General features: G+C 59.2%; 14 protein-coding genes. All 14 read right to left on the bottom strand.

All coding sequences use genetic code 11. The features are described 5' to 3' along the window. Positions 1-24: 24 nt before the first annotated feature. The 14 genes from CKW30_RS04700 to CKW30_RS04635 all read right to left on the bottom strand — a co-directional run bounded on the left by CKW30_RS04700 (position 25) and on the right by CKW30_RS04635 (position 20,134). Positions 25-882, bottom strand: a complete 858-nt coding sequence (locus CKW30_RS04700) for a DUF4123 domain-containing protein (RefSeq protein ID WP_095180118.1) — start codon at positions 880-882, stop codon at positions 25-27. After that, a complete protein-coding gene (locus CKW30_RS04695) occupies positions 873-2,921 on the bottom strand; it encodes a type VI secretion system tip protein VgrG (protein WP_095180117.1) in 2,049 nt (682 codons plus the stop codon). The genes CKW30_RS04700 and CKW30_RS04695 overlap by 10 nt, the downstream gene beginning before the upstream one ends. 275 nt (positions 2,922-3,196) lie before the next feature. Further along, positions 3,197-3,817: a hypothetical protein gene (locus tag CKW30_RS04690; protein WP_095180116.1), complete on the bottom strand. Its 621-nt coding sequence runs from the start codon at positions 3,815-3,817 to the stop codon at positions 3,197-3,199. 44 nt (positions 3,818-3,861) lie between these two features. Beyond that, positions 3,862-4,800, bottom strand: coding sequence for a carbohydrate kinase (locus CKW30_RS04685; protein WP_095180115.1), 939 nt, complete (start codon positions 4,798-4,800; stop codon positions 3,862-3,864). Positions 4,801-4,813: 13 nt separating this feature from the next. Next, the gene (xylB, locus tag CKW30_RS04680) at positions 4,814-6,310 is read right to left on the bottom strand and encodes a xylulokinase (RefSeq protein ID WP_095180114.1); all 1,497 of its coding nucleotides are present in this window, start codon (positions 6,308-6,310) and stop codon (positions 4,814-4,816) included. A gap of 204 nt (positions 6,311-6,514) precedes the next feature. Beyond that, entirely contained in the window at positions 6,515-7,987 is a 1,473-nt protein-coding gene (locus tag CKW30_RS04675) for a mannitol dehydrogenase family protein (RefSeq protein ID WP_095180113.1), read from the bottom strand. Between the two features lie 15 nt (positions 7,988-8,002). Next, on the bottom strand, positions 8,003-9,106 hold the full coding sequence (locus CKW30_RS04670; RefSeq protein ID WP_095180112.1) for an ABC transporter ATP-binding protein: 1,104 nt from the start codon (positions 9,104-9,106) through the stop codon (positions 8,003-8,005). A 164-nt stretch (positions 9,107-9,270) separates the two neighbouring features. Continuing rightward, positions 9,271-10,101, bottom strand: coding sequence for a carbohydrate ABC transporter permease (locus CKW30_RS04665; RefSeq protein WP_016774872.1), 831 nt, complete (start codon positions 10,099-10,101; stop codon positions 9,271-9,273). An 8-nt stretch (positions 10,102-10,109) separates the two neighbouring features. Next, entirely contained in the window at positions 10,110-11,036 is a 927-nt protein-coding gene (locus CKW30_RS04660) for a carbohydrate ABC transporter permease (RefSeq protein WP_095180309.1), read from the bottom strand. Positions 11,037-11,192: 156 nt separating this feature from the next. After that, positions 11,193-12,503 (bottom strand): sugar ABC transporter substrate-binding protein, encoded by a 1,311-nt coding sequence (locus CKW30_RS04655; protein ID WP_056789755.1) that lies wholly within the window; start codon positions 12,501-12,503, stop codon positions 11,193-11,195. Between the two features lie 342 nt (positions 12,504-12,845). Beyond that, positions 12,846-13,751, bottom strand: a complete 906-nt coding sequence (locus tag CKW30_RS04650) for an AraC family transcriptional regulator (protein ID WP_056789758.1) — start codon at positions 13,749-13,751, stop codon at positions 12,846-12,848. Positions 13,752-13,839: 88 nt separating this feature from the next. Further along, positions 13,840-14,703, bottom strand: coding sequence for a phospholipase (locus tag CKW30_RS04645; RefSeq protein WP_095180111.1), 864 nt, complete (start codon positions 14,701-14,703; stop codon positions 13,840-13,842). 107 nt (positions 14,704-14,810) lie between these two features. Continuing rightward, the gene (locus CKW30_RS04640; protein ID WP_095180110.1) at positions 14,811-16,115 is read right to left on the bottom strand and encodes a glycosyltransferase; all 1,305 of its coding nucleotides are present in this window, start codon (positions 16,113-16,115) and stop codon (positions 14,811-14,813) included. Positions 16,116-16,210: 95 nt separating this feature from the next. Further along, the gene (locus CKW30_RS04635; protein ID WP_095180109.1) at positions 16,211-20,134 is read right to left on the bottom strand and encodes a hypothetical protein; all 3,924 of its coding nucleotides are present in this window, start codon (positions 20,132-20,134) and stop codon (positions 16,211-16,213) included. Between the last annotated feature and the right edge of the window lie 38 nt (positions 20,135-20,172).

Here is a 20,172-nt window from a genome sequence, read left to right as displayed (position 1 = left end):
ATTCCGTTCTGTTGTCGCGTCGCCTTAGTGTTGGGCAACGGCGGCTGATTCCAGGAGCCGATCTACTTTGATAAACGACTCGTCCTTTGATTGCAGGATCGCCATGATCCCAGGCTGGGTCTCGAACAGCGGACCGTTCACGACATGGCCAAGCTTGAGCAGGTGATCGCCATCATAAATGTTGTTTTTGAGCAGCATGTCGAGGTTGTCCGCCATGTCATTCAAGCGGTCATCGGATGGCTCATTGAATGCTGTGTATTCCTCATCGATCCAGTACATCCAGCCCAGGCGCGCTTGTACTTTCGCGGCCGCCTCGGGCAGATTGAACGCCGCTCTGTCACCGTCCCACGTTGATTGATCGGTGGCCTTCCAGGTCAGCCATCGCCCACGCTCTTGACCGAAATGAATCGGCGCAGGGCTGTAGACCGCCTCCCAGCAGCCTAGTAACTGGTCGAATGCTTTATCGGCGGTGTAGGCCAGCGCAGCCCATAAACTCGGCTTGTGGAAACTCAGCAGACTTTGGCCACCTGAACCATCGTTTGCCTTAAGCAGCCAGCGCGCATGAGCCAGAGCTTTTTCAGGATCCCGGGTTGAGATTGCAATTCCCGAAAAGCGTTCCTCACATAGTTCCACAGCGACCTTTGCCACTTTGCCGCCCTTTGGGGCCACCAGCCACAATGGCTCGTCAGGAATCTCTGCAAGGTCTGTCCCTACAAACAGACCTTGAGCGACGACGGGTTCGCCTAATCGATAAAGACGACCCAAAGCGTCTGGCTGGAGCCCTTGGTCGATGATGAAACACAGCGATTCGCTTGTAGCGGGCAGGTCTGAAAAGTCGTAACGAGGCTCGGCGAGGAGAGCGCTCAGCGCTTTTACATGCATGTGCAATCCTTACGGCTGCAAGCGCCGTTACTCTGTTTTCCGCACAGCGGGGTGATACCTGACTCATTAAGACGGGCAGGGAGCGGTGCTTTCCCCGCCTTATCCGCATCCACAACCTTCATCGGCCCCGGCAACAACGGCGCCGCCGGCGTGCCCACCCCGGGCGAGCCGCCGGTATTGACCTTCACCTCAGCGCCGCTGATGGTCACGCCACCCGCATCGACCTTGACGAAGCTGCCGCCAGCCTTGGCGGTCAGTTCCATGGCGCCTTCGACCACGACTCTCTGGCCGGCGTAATAATGGATTTCGTTGCCAGCCTCAACAAACTGCCCAGTCCCAACCTTCACATGCTGCGTCACACCCACTGTCAGGTGATCATCCGCGCGCATTTCGCTGATGCGGTCCAGGTGGGTGATCCGGTGTTCTTCGACCTTGAACTCGCTCAATACGTTGGCTTCAACAGTGTCATGCCGTTCGTTGCCGACGCGGATTTTCTGGTCGTGTTCGATGTTTTCGTCCCAGTCGCGCTGGGCGTGGATGTAGATCTGTTCGGCGCCTTTCTTATCTTCGATGCGGAATTCGTTGTAGCCCTTGCCGCCCGGGGAGCTGAGGGTTTTGAAGGTGCTGCGGGTCTTGTTGGCCGGCAGGTCGTAGGGGACGACGTTTTCCTTGTGGTACAGGCAGCCGGTGACGAGGGGCTGGTCGGGGTCGCCTTCGAGGAAGGTGACGAGGACTTCCATGCCGATGCGCGGGATGGCAATGCCGCCGTAGGCTGCGCCGGCCCAGCCGCTGGCGATGCGCATCCAGCAGGTGGTTTTATCGTCGGACTGGCCGTCGCGGTCCCAGTGGAATTGCACCTTGATGCGGCCGTATTGATCGCAGTGGATTTCTTCACCGGCAGGGCCGGTGACGACGGCGGTCTGGCTGCCGAGGACTTTCGGTTTCGGATGTTCGAGGGCAGGGCGGTAGTGCGCGTCCCACGGGGTGGCGAGGAAGCTGTTGCGGTAGCCCTGATGGAAATCGCTTTTGTTGTCGGTGACGTCGCTGGTGACGTTTTCGCCGAGCACTTGCGGCTGTTTGCCTTCGTGGAAGACTTCCAGCAGCAGCCACAGGTCGTTCCACTCGGCGCGCGGGTGTTCGGCGAGCGTGAGGAAATGGCCGCTGGTCAGCGTCGGTTCATCACCTTTGCCTTCGGCGAGTTTGTAGTCGCTGCGATGGCGTTCCAAGGCGCGGGTCGAGAGGAACTTGCCGCGCTCGCGGGTGGTGAAGCGGCCGGGGTAGTCGTAGTCTTCCAGGTCCGGGGCGAATTCGGATTTGACCGCGCCTTCGGGCAGTAGCTTGGGTTTTTCGAAATCGTAGTCGCGACGGCTGACGCGGGTGGTGCGGGTTTCCAGGCGCAGGTTGAAGCGCTTGATCACCGGCTTCTCGGCGGCCATGCCGGAGTCTTGCTGGTAGCTGACCGGCTTCAGTTTGCGGAACACCGTCTGGTCGTCGCCGAACACCAGTTTGTGGCCGCTGCTGCTGTGCTGGAAGTGGAAGTGGATGCCTTCCTCTTCGCACAGACGCTGGATGAAATGCAGGTCGGACTCATCGTATTGCACGCAATACTCGCGTTCCGGATACTCGGCGCCGAGCTGGAAGCTGTAGGCGTCAGAGAGAATGCCGCGATCTTCCAGCACCTGGGCGATGATTTTCGGCACCGTCAGTTGCTGGAAGATCTGCTGATCATGGTTGTGCTGCAGATACGCCAGTTGCGGCATCAGGCTGATGCTGTAGCGGGTCAGGGTCTTGCCGGAGTCGCCCTGCTCGATGCGATAGACCTGGCCGTGAATCTTGCCTTCGCCGGTAGCGCCGAAGGTCAGGCAGGCGCGCTTGTGCAGCAGCTCTTCGAGCTTCAGGTCGGGGCGGGCGCTGACCAGTTCGAGGTCGAAACGGAACGGTTCGTTGAGGGCTTCGCGACCGGTGAAGCTGAGGACTTGCAGGTCGGCGTTGGCGTCTTCGATCGAGAGGGTGATGTGGGTTGCATTGGCGTCCAGCATGCCTTGAATTCCGTCCGTTGAATAAGCAGGTGATGGATGTTGCAGGATTAGACGGCCTCATTCAAGGCGCAAATGGCGTAGGTGTGGGGCCTTGATGTCATAGGGAAAACCCTTAGGAGGGCGGTTTGGGTCAGTGAAATCGGGCCTTTCATAGACTTTGATGGTGTTTGAGAGATTGCCATCGCGGGCAAGCCCGCTCCCACAGGTTTCTCGGGTGTACACAAAATCGGCGTTCACTAAGGTCCTGTGGGAGCGAGCCTGCTCGCGAACGGCTTCTACAACCAATGCCAGAACCGGCTCCAGAACCCGCGATTGAGGTCTTCCTTGCACCCGGCATACTGCTGCGCATACAGATCCGAACGGTTCTGCACCTTGCGCGCGGTCGGCGGTAGCCAGGCTTTGCTCGCGTAGGTCTTGTTACGGAAGCCGCCCCAGCCTTCGTGGTAGTTCAGGTACTGGTTATAGGCGTCGTATTTGTGCACGCCGTTGATCGAGGTGGTCTTGTCCATGTACCAGCCGACGAAGTCGATGGCGTCGTCGAAGTCTTCGCGATCGGCCCAGTTGCGGCCGGTGCTTTTCTGGTAGTCGGCCCAGACTTCGTCCTTGGCTTGCGCGTAGCCGGACGCGGTCGAGACGCGGCCCCAAGGAATCACCCAGAGCAGGTATTTGCGCGGCGTCTTGGCGTCGTAGCGGTAGCCGGATTCCTGATACATGATCGCGAACGGCACCTGGATCGGCACGCCCCAGCGTTTCTGCGTGACTTGCGCAGCGTCGTACCAATCGCTTTTCTCGCGGAAGATTGCGCAGATGTCTTCCGGGGAGCGGGGCGGCGAGGTGCCGCAACCGCTCAGCAGGGTGGCCAGGGTCAGAAGGGCGAGGATGTGCCTGTGATTCAAGAGCTGTTTTCCGTCGTGCGCAAAAAGGCCGACAGTCTACGCGCTCAGCTCAATTGATGACGATAGGGCAGATCCGGACCGGTTTTGCTGCAGGTCAGCGCGGCGGCTTGTACGGCGAACCTGAGCATGCCGTCGATTTGCTCGCGACTGAGCTGCTGCACGCCTTCTACCGAGTCCAGCGAATGTTCGGTCAGCCAGGTGATCAGCGCCGCCTGGAAGGTGTCGCCAGCGCCAACGGTGTCGGCAATTTTCACCGGGTTGGCCGGGACCGACCACGAGCCATGGGTGCGACTGAACACCGTTGCGCCGTCGCCACCGCGTGTCAGGAACACGATCTGGCAGCGATGCTCGAGCCAGCTTTCAATAACATGCTGCGGATCCTGCTCGGGATAGAGCAGGCTCAGATCCTCGTCGCTGACTTTGATCAGATCGGCCAGGCGCACCAGCGTGGCGATGCGCTCGCGCCATAGCTCGATGTTCGGCTCGGGATTGAGGCGCACGTTGGGATCGAGGCTGATCAGGCGTTTGCCGCTTTCGCGCTGAACCAGCTTAAGCAAGGTGTCGCCGATCGGCTGTACCACCAGCGAAAACGAGCCGATGTGCAGGCCGCGCACCTCGTCGCCGAGTGTCGGCAGATGCGCCTCGCTCAGTTGCCGATCGGCACAGCCTTCGCCACGGAAGCTGTAGTGCGGTGAGCCATTGGCGCCTACCGCGACCATCGCCAGGGTGGTCGGCGCGGCAAAATCCACCAGATAATCCGGGCGCACGCCTTCGTCCTGCAGCACTTGCTGCAAACGGCGGCCGAGGTAGTCGGTGGACAGCCCACCGAAGAGCGCCGAGTCCACGCCCAAACGCCGCAAACCTACGGCAACGTTGAACGGCGAGCCGCCGGCAATTGCCTTGAAATTGACTTTCGAGGCCAGACCGCTGGCGTCGTTTTCGCTGAAAAAATCAAACAGGGCTTCGCCACACACCAGGTACATAGTTGTTTGCTCGTTATAGGGTTGCGACATGCTGTTGATAGCGTTCGTAGGCCTGCTGGAACGCCGCGACATTGGCGGCGATCGGCAGGGTTTCGCTGCCCGCGTCGAGTTTCACGCAGCGCTTGCACAGATCGTCCAGGGACACATCATCGCCGTTCGAGCGCGACGCGCACCACGCTGCCTGAATCGCCGCGCCCAGTGCGGCGGCTTCGCTTTGTTCTGTGCAGATCACCGGGGCGTTCATGATGTCGGCGACGATCTGCCGCCACACCGCGCTCTTCGAGCCGCCGCCGATCAGGCAGATGCGCAGGCTTTGTAAACCATTCTGGCGGAGCAAATCCAGCCCATAGCGCAAACCGAAGGTGGTGCCTTCGACAGCCGCGCGGCACAGATTGGCCTGGGTCAGATTGTCCATCGTCAGCCCGTGCAGGCTGCCGGTGGCGTGGGGCAGGGCGGGCACGCGTTCGCCGTTGAGAAACGGCAACATGCTCACGCCTTCGGCACCGATCGGCGACTGCGCGACCAGTTGGTTGAAGGTCGGCAGATCGAGCCTGAACAGTTCGCGAATCGCACCGGTGGCGTTGGTCAAATTCATGGTGCAGATCAGCGGCAGCCAGCCGCCGCTGGAGGAACAGAACGTGGCAACCGAGGCATCGGCGCTGACGTTCGGCTCCTCCGAATAGGCGTAGACCGTGCCGGACGAACCGAGGCTCATGGTGATCGCGCCGGGCTGGATATTGCCGGTACCAATGGCGCCCATCATGTTGTCGCCACCGCCGCTGGAAACCACCGCGTTGGGGTTGATGCCGAGTTGCTCGGCGATTGCCGGGAGGAGGGTGCCGACGGCGGCGTGCGCGTCGATCAGCTCCGGCAGCGCGGTTTGCAAACGGCCGCTGGCGTCGATGTCGCGCAGGATCTGCACATCCCATTGCCGCGTGCGCACGTTGAAATAACCGGTGCCGGAGGCATCGCCGTATTCGCTGCAAGCGCGGCCGGTGAGCCAGTAATTGAGGTAGTCGTGGGGCAAAAGGATTCGGGCGATGCGTGAGAACACGTCGGGATGCTGCTCTTTGGTCCAGAGCAGTTTCGACACCGTGTAGCCCGGCGCAATGACCACGCCGAGGCGTTCCAGCGAACCTTGCTCGCCGCCCAGTTGCGCGAGCAAGCGGTCGTTTTCCGGCGTGGTTTCGGTGTCGCACCAGAGCTTGGCCGGGCGCAGCACTGCGCCTTGCTCATCGAGCAGCACCAGGCCGTGTTGCTGGCCGGAGACGCCAACGCCGAGGATCGCTTGGCCGTCGACGTTTGCCGCTTGCAAGGCCTGGCGGGTGGCGCTGACGAATGCATCGAGCCATTGCTGAACGTCTTGTTCACGGCGGCCGTTGGCGCCGCTGATCATCGTGTGCGGCGCCGCGCCCAGACCGAGCACCTGACCGCTGTCGGCGTCGAGGATGATCGCTTTGGTGCCTTGGGTGCCGCAGTCGATACCCAGGAAGAGCTTTGTTGTTGTCATGTATGGGCCTGTCAGATTGCGCTGAAGATCAAGAGCTACCCCCTCACCCCAGCCCTCTCCCCCACGGGGGCGAGGGGGAAAGGGAGCAGATTTTCATGCCTTTCACACTCTGTATTCGACTCGGAATTTCAGGTCGATGAATAACGGAAGAACCACGCGGTCGGTTCCCTCTCCCTCCGGGAGAGGGCTAGGGTGAGGGGCTTTTCAGCCGAGCACCCGTTCCAGAGTCCCCGAAACCCCAACCTCGCGCAAACTCTGGCAGCACCACTCGAACGCTGCAACAAACTCCGCCGACTTCGGTATCGCTGTGCCGAAAATCTCTTCCACGCCCAACAGGCGTTCGGTGATCAACTCATCGTCCGCTACCAATCCCTGACAGAAAGCCGCTCGCGGGTCCGGAATCGAATACGTATCGCCATTCTCATCCACGCCCTTCAAATACAGCGCCCACGCCGCGACGACCAGCGCCGCGCGTTTGGTCTCGCGGCCATCGGCGATCAGCCGATTGATCGTCGGCACGGTGAACTTGGGAAACTTCGACGAGCCATCCGAACACACACGCTCCAGCTGATCGGCAATCGCCTGATTGGAAAACCGCGCCACCAGCGTGTCCTTGTATTCGCTCAGATCAATGCCCGGCACCGGCGCCAGTTGCGGCGTGACATCCAGGTCCATGTAGGCGCGCATGTAACGCACGAACAGCGGATCGTTCATGGTCTCGTGGACGAAGCGATAACCCTTGAGGAAACCCAGATAGGTGAGCGCCAGGTGACTGCCGTTGAGCAGTTTGATCTTCATCTCTTCGTACGGCGACACATCGTCGGTGAACTGCACGCCGACCTTTTCCCATGCCGGGCGGCCGCTGACGAATTTATCTTCCAGCACCCACTGCACAAACGGTTCGCAGACCACCGGCCAGGCATCGTCGACGCCGTGTTTGTCGGCCAGTTGCAGGCGATGCGCGGTGCTGGTCATCGGTGTGATTCGATCGACCATGGCGTTGGGGAAACTGACGTTCTGGTCGATCCAGTCGCGCAGATCCGGATCACGCAGGGCGGCGAAAGCCAGCAGCGCCTTGCGCGCGACCGCGCCGTTGTGCGGCAGGTTATCGCAGGACATCACAGTGAACGCCGGAACACCCGCCGCACGGCGTTTGGCCAACGCGGCGCAGAGGAAACCGAACACGGTGCCCGGCGCCTCGGGATGGGCCAAGTCGTGTTGAATCTGCGGCAGATGCGCCATGAACTCGCCGTTGCTGTCGTCGATGCAGTAGCCGCCCTCGGTGATGGTCAGCGAGACGATGCGGATCTGTGGTCCGGCGAGTTTTTCGATCAGCGTCTGGGCGCCATCTTCGGCCAGCAGCATGTCGCGGATCGCGCCAATGACGCGCACTTCGGTGTCATCGCTGTCGCCCAGTTCAAACAGGGTGAACAGGTAATCCTGCTCGCGCAGATCATCGCGGGCGCGGCGATCTTCCGGGCGTAGCCCGACGCCGCAGATTGCCCAGTCCAGCGCTTCGCCAGTGTTCATCAAGGCATCGGTGTAATACGCCTGATGCGCACGATGGAAACCACCGACGCCGATGTGGGCGATGCCCTGGCGTGTGGCGCCGAGGTCGTAGCCCGGCAGTTGCACTTGGGCGGCGAGGCGATTGAGGTTCTGTTGGTTGAGTTTCATCGGATAGTCTCGAAATCAGGCCGCAGCACGCAGCGGACGGGTCAGCGCCACACCTTCGGCATCGAACAGATGGCAGTGAGTCGGGTCCAGGCGCAGGCTCAATTGCTCGCCGTAACGGCTGGCCAGATCGCCGCGCACGCGCATGGTCAGGGCTTCGCCAGCGCTGGTGGTGACGTGGCAGAAGGTGTCGCTGCCGAGGCGTTCGCTGACGTCGGCAGTCACCTGCAACGTGCAGTCGCCGGGTTGCGCCAGCTCAAGATGTTCGGGGCGAATGCCCAACGTGACTGCGCTGCCGACACTGAGGTTGGCGGCGTTGAACGGCAGGGTGATGCGCGTGCCTGCGTCCAGCGAAACTTCACAGCTCGGGCCGTCGATGCGGGCAATCTTGCCTTTGAGGAAACCCATTTTCGGCGTACCGAGGAAGCCTGCGACAAACAGATTGGCCGGGTTGTGATAGAGGTCCAGCGGCGAGCCGACCTGTTCGATTCTACCGCCATTGAGCACCACGACTTTATCGGCCATGGTCATCGCTTCGACCTGATCGTGGGTCACATAAATCATCGTCGCTTGCAGGTCTTTATGCAGGCGCAGCAGTTCCAGACGCATCTGCACGCGCAACGCCGCGTCGAGGTTGGACAGCGGCTCATCGAAGAGGAAAATCTTCGGGTTGCGCACGATGGCGCGGCCGATCGCCACGCGCTGACGCTGACCGCCGGACAGCTGTTTGGGTTTGCGCTCGAGCATCGGCCCGAGTTCAAGAATACGTGCCGCTTCGCCAACCTTGCGCTCGACCTCGGCTTTCGGCACGCCGGCCAGATCGAGGGCGAACGACATGTTCTTTTTCACGGTCATGTGCGGGTACAGCGCGTAGGTCTGGAACACCATCGCCAGATCGCGCTTGGCCGGGCTGACTTCGGTGATATCGCGGCCATCAAGTTCGATAGTGCCGCCGCTGACCTCTTCAAGGCCGGCGATCAAGCGCAGCAGGGTGGATTTGCCGCAGCCCGACGGGCCGACGAAGACCACGAATTCCTTGTCGTTCACTTCAAGGTCGATGCCCTTGATGATGGAAAAGCCTTCGAAGCCTTTTTGCAGATTTTTGATTTTCAGGTTGGCCATGAGATGGGCCTCCGCAATTTATTATTGGGTTAAACCAGATCGGCTTTTCTGTGGGAGCGAGCCTGCTCGCGAAGGGGCCGTGTCAGTCGACATCAGGGTTGAATGACACTCCGCTTTCGCGAGCAGGCTCGCTCCCACAGGGGATAGGGTTGGATTCGGGATGTTCATTTCACGGCGCCGAACGAGAGACCGCGCACCAGTTGCTTCTGGCTGATCCAGCCAAAGATCAGAATCGGCGCACAGGCCAGGGTCGATACGGCCGACAACTTGGCCCAGAACAGCCCTTCGGGACTTGAATACGAGGCGATCAGCGCGGTCAGCGGTGCGGCATTCGATGAGGTCAGGTTCAGCGACCAGAACGCCTCGTTCCAGCACAGGATCAGCGACAGCAGCACGGTCGAGGCGAGGCCGCCCTTGGCGATTGGCAGCAGCACGCGGACCATTTCCTGCCACAGCGTCGCACCGTCGAGGCGGGCGGCTTCGAGGATGTCTTTGGGGATGTCCTTGAAGTAGGTGTAAACCATCCAGACCACGATCGGCAGGTTGATCAGCGTGTAGATCACGATCAGCGCAATGCGCGTGTCGAGCAGGCCGAAACTCTTGGCCAGCAGGTAGATCGGCATCAGCACGCCCACCGGCGGCAGCATCTTGGTCGAGAGCATCCACAGCAGCGTGCCTTTGGTGCGCTGGGTTTCATAGAACGCCATCGAGTACGCCGCCGGCACCGCGATCAACAGACACAGGGCGGTGGCGCTGAAGGAGATCACCACCGAGTTCCAGGCGAAGCTGAAGTAGTCGCTGCGCTCGTTGATATGCAGATAGTTCTCCAGCGTTGGCGTGAAGATGAACTGCGGCGGCGTGGCGAAAGCGTCGATTTCGCTCTTGAAACTGGTCATCACCATCCAGAAGATCGGGAAGAAAATCACGATCGCGATGGCCCAGGCCAGCGTGCCGAGCAGCAGGCTTTGCAGGCGACGGGATTGTTGGAGGGTCATGGCAGGCCTCACGCTTTGTCAGTCAGGTTTTTGCCGATCATTCGCACCAGAATGATCGCGGCGATGTTGGCGATGACCACGGCAATCAAACCGCCCGCCGAAGCCATGCCGACGTCGAACTGCACCAGCGCTTGGTTGTAGATCAGGTAGGCGAGGTTGGTCGACGCGTAGCCGGGGCCACCGTTGGTGGTGGTGAAGATTTCGGCGAACACCGAGAGCAGGAAGATCGTTTCGATCATCACCACCACGGCAATCGGCCGCGCCAGATGCGGCAGGGTCAGGTGCCAGAAAATCGCGATCGGGCCGGCGCCGTCCAGGCGCGCGGCTTCTTTCTGTTCCTGATCCAGCGATTGCATCGCGGTCATCAGAATCAGGATCGCGAAGGGCAGCCATTGCCACGAAACAATGATGATGATCGACAGCAGCGGGTAGTGCGCCAGCCAGTCCACCGGTTGCGCACCGAACAGCTTCCAGATGTAGGCGAGGATCCCCGAGACCGGGTGGAAAATCAGGTTTTTCCAGATCAACGCGCCGACGGTGGGCATGATGAAGAACGGCGAGATCAGCATGACCCGCACCAGACCGCGACCAAGAAATTCGCTGGCCTCCAGCGCCGCGCTGATCAATACGCCGAAGACCACGCTGATCAGCAACACGCTGCCAACCAGCAGCAATGTATTGGTCGCGCCGGGCATGAAACCCGAATCAGTGAGGAAATAGGTGAAGTTCTCCAGCCCGACGAATTCATTCTCGCCGGGGTAGAGCAGGTTGTAGCGGATCATCGAAAAGTACAGGGTCATGCCCAGCGGCACGATCATCCACAGCAGCAACAGCGCCACCGAAGGACTGACCAGAAACCAGCCGGGATTGCGCACGCGCAGCTTGCGCTGCGGTGGCGACAGGTCGATGTGGGCTTTGGCAGTTGAAGTATTCATGGCATTCACAACCGAGTCATACAGACCTATGGAGATCCCCATGTGGGAGCGAGCCTGCTCGCGAAAGCGCTGGGTCAGTGTCATGTGTGTTGGCTGACACGACGCCTTCGCGAGCAGGCTCGCTCCCACAAGAGGCAGGAGCAAGGCATTCAGCGGTTACTTGGGATAACCCGCGCGCTTCATCTCGCGTTCCGTGGTCTGCTGCGCCGCCGCCAGCGCCTGATCCACCGTGGTCTGGCCGATCAGCGCTGCCGAGAACAGCTTGCCGACCTGGGTGCCGACTGCCTGGAATTCAGGAATGGTCACCAGTTGAATGCCGATGTACGGCACCGGTTTCAGCGTCGGTTTGCTCGGGTCAGCGGCTTTCAGCGATTCCAGCGTCACTTTGGCAAACGGCGCGGCGCTCATGTAAGCATCGCTGTAGGTCGAAGCGCGGGTGCCCGGCGGCACGTTAGCGATGCCATCGGTCTTGGCAACCAGTTCGCCGTACTCTTTGGACGTGGCCCAGGCGCTGAAGGTTTTTGCTGCGTCCTTGGCCTTGGAGCTGGTCGGAATCGCCAGCGCCCACGAATACAGCCACGCCGAGCCTTTATCCGTGACTTGATGCGGAGCGAAAGTGAAACCGACGTGATCGGCGACCTTGCTCTGGGTCTTGTCGGTGACAAACGAGCCGGCGACGCTGGCGTCGACCCAGATCGCGCATTTGCCGCTGTTGAACAGGGCGAGGTTTTCATTGAAACCGTTGCTGGATGCGCCCGGCGGGCCGGATTTCTTCATGGTGTTGACGTAGAAATTCAGCGCATTTTTCCATTCCGGGCCGCTGAACTCCGGCTTCCACTGCTCATCGAACCAGCGCGCGCCATAAGCATTGGCGACCGTGGTGACCAGCGCCATGTTCTCGCCCCAACCAGCCTTGCCGCGCAGGCAGATGCCGTATTGCTCTTTGTCTTTGTGGGTGAGTTTTTCCGCAAACCCGGCGATCTCTTCCCAGGTCGGACGCTCCGGCATGGTCAGCCCGGCTTCCTTGAACAGGTCGGTGCGGTAATAGGTGATCGAACTCTCCGCGTAAAACGGCAGCGCATACAGCGAACCCTTCACCGACAGGCCTTCGCGCACCGACGGAAAGACATCGTCGAGGGCGTAACTGGCCGGCAGGTCCTTCATTGGCTCCAGCCAACCCTTGCCGCCCCAGAGTGCGGCTTCGTACATGCCGATGGTCAACACGTCGAACTGGCCACCCTGTGTGGCGATGTCGGTGGTCAGGCGCTGACGCAGGACGTTTTCTTCCAGCACCACCCAATTGAGCTTGATGTCCGGATGCTCGCTCTCGAAGGTTTTCGAGAGTTTCTGCATGCGGATCATGTCGCTGTTGTTGACGGTGGCGATGGTCAGGGTCTGGGCGCCAAGGCTGACGCTGCTGAGGGTCATGCAGGTGAGAGCGAGCAGAGCTTTTGCAGTGGGTTGCATCGTGCACTCCTTTTCTGACACCCGACGGGGCAGAAGGACAGTTATTGTTTTTGTGTCTTCCGAATGCAGGAAGAATCTGCGCTGATTACAGCCTTCCACGGCGGAGCTGACAAATCATCCCTAGCACTTTTGTCGATACTTTTTTGCACTGGGGTTTGAGCGGGTGAACGCAGGGAAGGGGTTTTGCGCGAGGGGGCGTTAGCGAATGCGTACAGATTTCGCCAGCCGGGGCACGGTTTTTTTTGGGAGCGAGCCTGCTCGCGAAGATGGTGTGTCAGCCACAGGATTTTTCACTGACAGACCGCTTTCGCGAGCAGGCTCGCTCCCACAGGTGGCGTGTCGTCAGAGATGGTTCTGTTCAGTCAGCCTCTGCACCGCCAGCCGTCGATAGTGCGACGGCGTCATGCCCTTGAGTTGCTGGAAGCGTCGATTGAAGTTGGAAATATTGTTGAAGCCCGACTCGAAGCACACCTCGGTCACCGGTTTGTCACCATCGGCCAGCAGCTCACAGGATTTGCTGATGCGCAGGCGATTGACGAATTCGATGAAGTTGCGCCCGGTGGCCTGTTTGAATACCCGGCTGAAATAGGTCGGTGTCATGCCCAGGTGCTCGGCCACTTCTTCCAGTGAGATGTCCCGCGCGTAGTGGCTGAAGATGTAATCGACCGCGCGGTTGGTGCGGTCGATGTTGTGTTCGTCGGCCAGTTGCGGCGTGGTGGCGCCGGACAACAACTGGAAGTCATCACTGGCCGCGAGCAATTCCATCAGGATGAAAAAATGCCCGAGGCGAGTGATGCCCGTGCTGTCGGCGATCCGCTGCATCAGTGTCATGGCCTGACGGATCGTGCGCTTGCAACGAAATTCGATGCCGTACTGCGCACGCTCAAGCAGTGGCGCCAGGGATTTCAGCTCAGCGAACACCTGGTGCCCGCTCTCGAACAATTCGTCGGTGAAGTTGACCAGCATGTCGCGCTTCTCCACCACTTCATCCTCGGCGACCTGGCTGATCCAGTTGTGCGGCAGGTTGGGACCGGTCAAAAACAAAGTCTCTGGATAGAAGTTGCCGATGTAATCGCCGATGAACACCTTGCCGGAGCTGGCCACGATCAGGTGCAGCTCGTACTCCTTGTGGAAATGCCAGCGCACCAGCGGGCAGGGGAAGCCGTGCTGGCGGTAGATGATGGACAAACCGTTATGGTCGTCCATCAACTCGTAGGAAGGGTCGGTCACGCGAGCGGTTCGGGTCATGACGGGGCACTTTTTTATTATCGCTGCGCGATCATGCCTCGTTTTTTGCCATTTGTGCCACTTCCGACCGGCCGTCCTTGGTTACCGCTCAGCTGAGCTTGTCGCGTGCCTTTTGCAGGTTGGCCATTTGGCAGAAACGCACGATGTTGGAATTTTTGATGAAGTCGAAATTGATAATGTTGCACTTGCGCGCCCAATCGGATTTTTCCGGGTCGAACCACTCGTCAAGACTGTCGAGGATCCGCTGTGGGCCGCCGAGTGTGTAACTGGTTGCCGACAGCGACCATGGGCGAAGCGTACTGACAGGTGTGCTCAGTACGTTGTCTATGTAGCCATAAAGATCCGAGGTGCTGACCTGTGATTTGCCAATCCACTTGTGATTGATTGGTCTGTAGAAACGAAAGTCTTCGCTTTCCCAGGTCATCGGCGCGGCCACCATAATGCGTTGCAATGGATTGATGGCTTTGAGTTGGCCAATTGTCAGATGCAGATTGTCGGTGGGAATGATCCGTTCCCCAAGGTGCTCCAGCAAAGCTGTTTTGAATTCCTCATGGTTGAATGGATCTGTAGCGCTGGAAAGTTCATGAAAGTCCAGAATGATAAACTCATTCGGGCTTCTTTCATAAAACCCCTTGATGTCCCTGATCAGGTCTTCAAGCGTTCGCGAAGAGTTGAATCCATTGTGGTGGAAACGGAATCTCGCCAGTTGTTTCGCCTTGCTGTTGTAAACAAGGCGTACATCAAGTGCGCGAGCGCTGCGATTCAACTGCGAATAAAAGGAAACGTCCTGGCAGGCAAGCCAGTTTTTCCCGGGAATAAGGGCGTAAGACGCTTCCCAGTCACAACCGGCGTTATGCGCGCCGGGCAGGGTCATTTCAAATAACGAAAGATTATCGATTTGTGGTGAATAAGCCATCCATTGATGGGTTGGTATATCGTCGAAGTTTTCCATGTTGCACATCCTGCGAAGTGGTTAGTAAGTTGCGCGCAGGATGTTTATAAGCATGTTCGTGTTATTGCGAAAGTTGGCTTTTAATGCAAGTCATGTAATTGATGTAATCAGCGCTCTGTTGGGCTCAACTGGTTTTTGGCTTCGATCCATTGAGCCATGTATTGAGTGCTTTTGAGTGTGTGATGTCGCAACATGGCGCCGGTGAAGTTGTCGTTTCTAAGTTGTGCCAAGTGTTGTCGGCAATCATCTATCCGGTTGATCAGACGCGGGCCATGTACGCTGCGCTGATAACGCTGCTGCAAAAGTGCCGAAGCCTGAATCTGCGCCTGCTGCCAGCGCGCCGGATTTTCGTACAGTTGCACCGCCTGTTCGGCAAAGGTGTTTGCGTCGAGGGCGACGGCTCCCGGCCACGGAGCTTCGCCGTGCATGGCTTCGGCGCCGATCGGTGTGGTCACACTCGGCGTGCCACAGAGCATGGCATCGAGCAGTTTGCCCTTGATTCCCGCGCCGAAGCGCAATGGCGCAAGGCAGACTCGTGCTGCCGACATCACTTCAAGTGCATCTTCGGCCCAGTCCATGATGTGAAAGCCTTGGGCCGGGTTGTGCAGTGCGGTGGCTTTGGGCGGCGTATAGGCGCCATAGATATGCAGTTGCGCGCGAGGCAGGCGCGCGCGGATCAGCGGCCAGAGGGTGGTCTTCATCCAGAGCACGGCATCCCAGTTCGGCGCGTGACGGAAGTTGCCAATGCTGAGGAAATGCTCCCGCTCTTCGAAACCTGGCGGGGTGGTGTCCGGAAGATCAATCATCAACGGACACCAATGCAGGATTTGCCGGGGCAGGCCAAATTCCTCCACCAGCAGGTCGATCTCGACTTCGGAAATCATCAGGTTCAAGTCGCAGCGATACAGCGCAGCGATTTCCCGTTTGGCCAGATCGGTGCCGGCCATCAGCTGGAATTCTTCGTGCAATGCCGGTGCAAACAGCCCGGTGAAATCAGTCTGCTCGTCGTTGCTTTTCAGCCGGTCCTTCAGGCGCTGATGACGCGCATGCCGCAGGCTTTGCAGGTCGGAAGTTTCCAGGAGGCGCAGGGCGCCCGGGCAGTGTTTCTCCACCCGCCAGCCAAACTGTTCTTCCATCATGAACTGATCGAACAGCACGATATCCGGCGCCAACTCGCTGATGAACACGTCGAAACTGCTGTTGTTGAGCTCGATCGATACTTCGCGAATGCCCAGCGCCGTCAGATCAGCTTTGTGTTCACCCGGGCCGGCCGGGCTGCTGAACGTGATGTCCCATCCCTGATCGAGAAATGTCTCGAGGATCTGCATGACATGCCCGCTGGCCGCCGATGAGCGCGGTTCTGGCCAGACGTAGCCGATGACCAGAACTTTGGTGGTACGCGAATGGCTCACGACTGATCCTCTGACCCATGGAAGAAAAAGGGCGCAATTAAACCACAGCGAAGTGATTGAAATGCACCCTGTCCACCGACCAGCCGTTTCAGCGTTTAAATGACCGGTTTGGCGAGGTTGAGCAGCAGCGGCCCTTGTAGAAACTTGCCTGCAGCGGTGTTGCGCACGGCATCGTCGATGGTCTTCACATTGAAGCTCAATATGGCCGGACGCGTTTGTGCTTGATCGAGCAGCGATACCGCAAGCATGTATGACTCAGCGTTGGCCAGCGCCGGATGGTCCTGGACCAGTTTCGGCAGACTGGTTTTTACCTGGTTGAACTCGACGAATCCCGGTCGGTGCGCCAGAGCGTGATGTGGATTGATCAGGTTGTCCGGATGCGCCTTGCGCGCGTCCCGAGCCAGCTCCAGCAGTCCGACCGCATCGAACTCCGCCTGATGCAACTCCGGGTAGACCTTGCCGTAGTACAGGTCGAGGGTGTCCGGGCCACCGTGGGACATTTCGTGAATCAGCACGTCGGCGACGCTGCCGTCGTCGTAACGCGACAACTTGTAAAACTCATCGAGATTGTCCGGGTAGATCGACAGAAACCGGCCTGCGGACTCATCGATTTTTTCGCCTGTGCGCAGCGCTGTCTGCCAACGCTTATAGGCCGGTGGCGAAAGCGAGGCGATCACGCCGGGTTGATGCGGGCGGAACGTCACATTGCTGAAACTGATCGACTCGAGATCCTTGCGCATCGCGCTGAGATGTTTCGACACGTGCTGTGCCACTTCATCGGAATCGTTACCGAACACATGCTTGAGCACCGCGCGAATGTCGTCGTTGGAAGACAGTTGCGACAGCGCGTTGATGGAGTTGTCCAGCTTGGTCCGGGCGCGGGGAATGGCTTTTTTCAGATAACCGCGGGTGTAACTGAATGGCTTGAAGCGGCCGAACAGGCGCTTCAACGGGGCGAAGTTACCCAGGTCGAGCAGTTTCAGGCGCGGGCCCCAGGCACCGCCGGTGCGGATGCTCAGCGCGTGCCAGTCCTGGTTGCGTTCCAGCACTGCGATGTCGATCGCCTCGCCAAGCGCGTCGGCGCCTCGCCAGGTCGCCTGACGCACATCGCCGGTGTGGGAGAGCCTGAGCCAGTCCCGACTCTCGACACCATGGATCAACCTTTTCAATTGCACGCTGGCGGTGTGCGCGGTGTCGAGCGCGGTTTCACCGGCAAAGACCACGCCGCGTTTGACCAGACGAAAACCTTTGCGGGCGAGGGCGGGCAAACCGTCGAGCGGGTTGATCAGCGACACGGCCGCTCGGGCCACGGCTTTGGCGACTTTCAGCAGTTTTAGGGTGGTCGACCCGGTCTTGGCGATGATGCTCGCTGCCGACGCGCCAAGACCGACCAGCAGGCCGATGACCGACAGGCCATCCAGAATGCAGCCACCAATGCCTTCGGCGACACGGTCGGTGCGTCCGGAACGAATGTCTTCAATGCACTGTTTGAACGGCACGATGACGTTGATTGCCAGGTTCTCGACGATCTCCCTGGTGTCGCGCCATTCTTCCAGGCCGTTGCGCACATCCAGTGCGGCATACAACTCTTCGCGGCGGGCGACAGGATGGTTGTCCAGTACGCATTGGGCGGTCTCATCCAGTTGCGCAGAAAAGAACAGCGGAACCGCGCGCACATCAGTCTCTTGCAGTTGCAACTGCCAGAGCTTCTCCACCACTACTTTTGAAGTCATGCCCTGGCGTGGTTCGCTGCCTTCGCGGTAGGCGGCGTAATCGAGGGGCCACTCGCTGGCTTTGTTCTTGTCCTGAAAATCGTACTTGCTGCCAGTGTATGAAAGGGTCGGCCGTTGATGAATGAGGCCGGTGTCTTGCAGCTTGAGCGCCAGATCCGGACGCTCGTAGCAGACGCCGCGCAGCGTGAACAGTTCGTAAGCGCGCAGCCGATCACCGTTGTCGCAGCAAAGAATGATCCCGTAACGCCCATTGGCCTCATCTCGCTGGATTTGCGTTTCTTGCTGCGTATTCAGTGGATTGACTTCCTTCCTGACGGTGTAGAAGGTCATTTGGCCGCTGGTCAAGGCCTGACGATCATGCTCTGGCATCTGCGTGATCGCCATTTTGATCAGGGACGATAGACCCTCGCGCACGTTCCGGTAGTAACGATCAAACGCCTGGTCAAACAGTTGCGACGGCGATTGCAGTTCGGCCAGGCGGGTGAAGGCATCGGCCGGGGGGTGGAAGTTGTCGCGGGTCTTGAATTTGTCCGAAAGTTGCCCGTCTTCAACCAGATCGCCGGAAAGATACAGATCGAGAATCGACAGGCGTAGGCGCAACAGGCCGTTGATCGCGTATTGGTTGTTGTCAGTGGCGCTGGCGAGGAAATTCCAGAACTCGGTGAGAATTCCCGCCGGATGCGCAGCCTTCAACCCTTCGAGCCAGCTACGTTCGCCGAAACTGTCCAGGTACTTTATTTCGAAGGCCGGCTGTTCGAGATAGGCGCCGGCGGGCATCACTTGCTCCAGCGCACGCAAAGCGATTTTGCGCCGGTCCGGTGGCGCGGTGGACAAGCCTGTTTCAGACTGGGCCAGAGCCTCCATGTAACGCGAGAAATACGCGCTGGCCTTGATCACCGTGGTCTTGTCGTAGTCTTTGTCGCTGCGGTAAGGGATGACTCCGTTGAGTACCGCCCAGTCCACCACCGCCGGGATCGCCGCCGCTTCGTACAACTTGTCGAGCTCACCGGAAACCGGGGTCAGCTCGGAAAACGCCTTGAGTTGTGCAAACGTCATTGCACGCGAGCTGCCAGGTGCGGCGTGCTCGACCACGGCAGCGCTCTGGCGTGCAGTTACCCAGCCTGGCTTGTCCAGCGTGAGCCCGGGCGGGATCTGGTCGATCAGCAACTCCGGTGCTGCGCCCGCGATCAATAGATGCGCTGCCAGTGGCGCGTTGTGCGCTTCGCTCAGGCCCAGATCAACCAGATGCTGTTCGAACAGGACGCGTACTTCGGCAGCGCTGAGTGTGGAATTCGCCGGTTGATAGAAGTCATAGCCGGCGACAAGAGGCTGATCGGAGCGCAATTGCATGTCGATGATCAGCGCAGCGATGACTAACTCATTGACCTGGCGTTCGCGCACGTCCGCGTTATTGGCTTCCAGATGCCAGCCAAGGCGTGCATGCAGGGTTTCTCCCAGGGCGCGAGCGGTTTTTCGCCTCAGGAAGTTGTGCAGGAACTTGTCCGCGTTGTCGCGTATGTCCTGTGCCGGAATCAGGTTGAAGTTGGCGAACGCCAGTACCTGCAACAGGCTTGTCGCACCTTGGGTCAGCTCATGCACTGTCTGGGTTATGACTTTGCGGTCCGCTATCGATAGATGAAACGGTGATGACTCATCGGCGTGGAGCAATTCGTGGTAGTCGCCCAAGGCGGGTGGCTCGGGCAGTTCGAAGGCCAGCCATTCAATCAGTGCCCGGGTTTCGGCAATGTTCGTCGGCAAGTCGTAACCGTTGAACTTCAACCATTGCACTATGCCAATCACTTGGCCGGAATAAACGACGCCGCCGATGTTCTTCGCCAAATCGGCGAGCATATCGAGTTCTTCGGAAAACACCGAAACTTCAGCATTATCCAGTGCAATGCTGAAACGATGGGATTCGAACTCTGAGTCATAAACAACGAGAACTCCGGCGTCGGTATCCACTGCTAGTTGAATATCAGCTGAAAAAGAATGGTTGCGTAACAGTTGCGCAAACTCCGGGGTTGCAATTAAATTTTTCAAGGCATTGCGTGCTGGTTCACAGTGTTCGTCAAAACTGCTGCCGATGACCCGGGGTATGAAGCGATCTTGCACATTAAATACAGTGGCGACCGGCAGCGAGGCGCTTGCCGAGTAACTGTCGGCCGAGACTTCAAACTCAGTTGCCTTAAGGGCTTCGGCAAGTGACTGAACAATAAGCGCGCGTTCCTGTTTGTCGGAAGCGGAGCAATCGACGGCGGCAGGCACGTCGGAAGAAATGAACTGCATGGGCTCTATCCTGAATGAGTATCGAAAGTTCCCTGGCT

Origin of the sequence: Pseudomonas sp. Irchel 3F6 (assembly GCF_900187595.1) — a bacterium.
Classification (GTDB): domain Bacteria; phylum Pseudomonadota; class Gammaproteobacteria; order Pseudomonadales; family Pseudomonadaceae; genus Aquipseudomonas; species Aquipseudomonas siliginis.
This window is presented reverse-complemented; position numbering and strand designations above follow the sequence as displayed.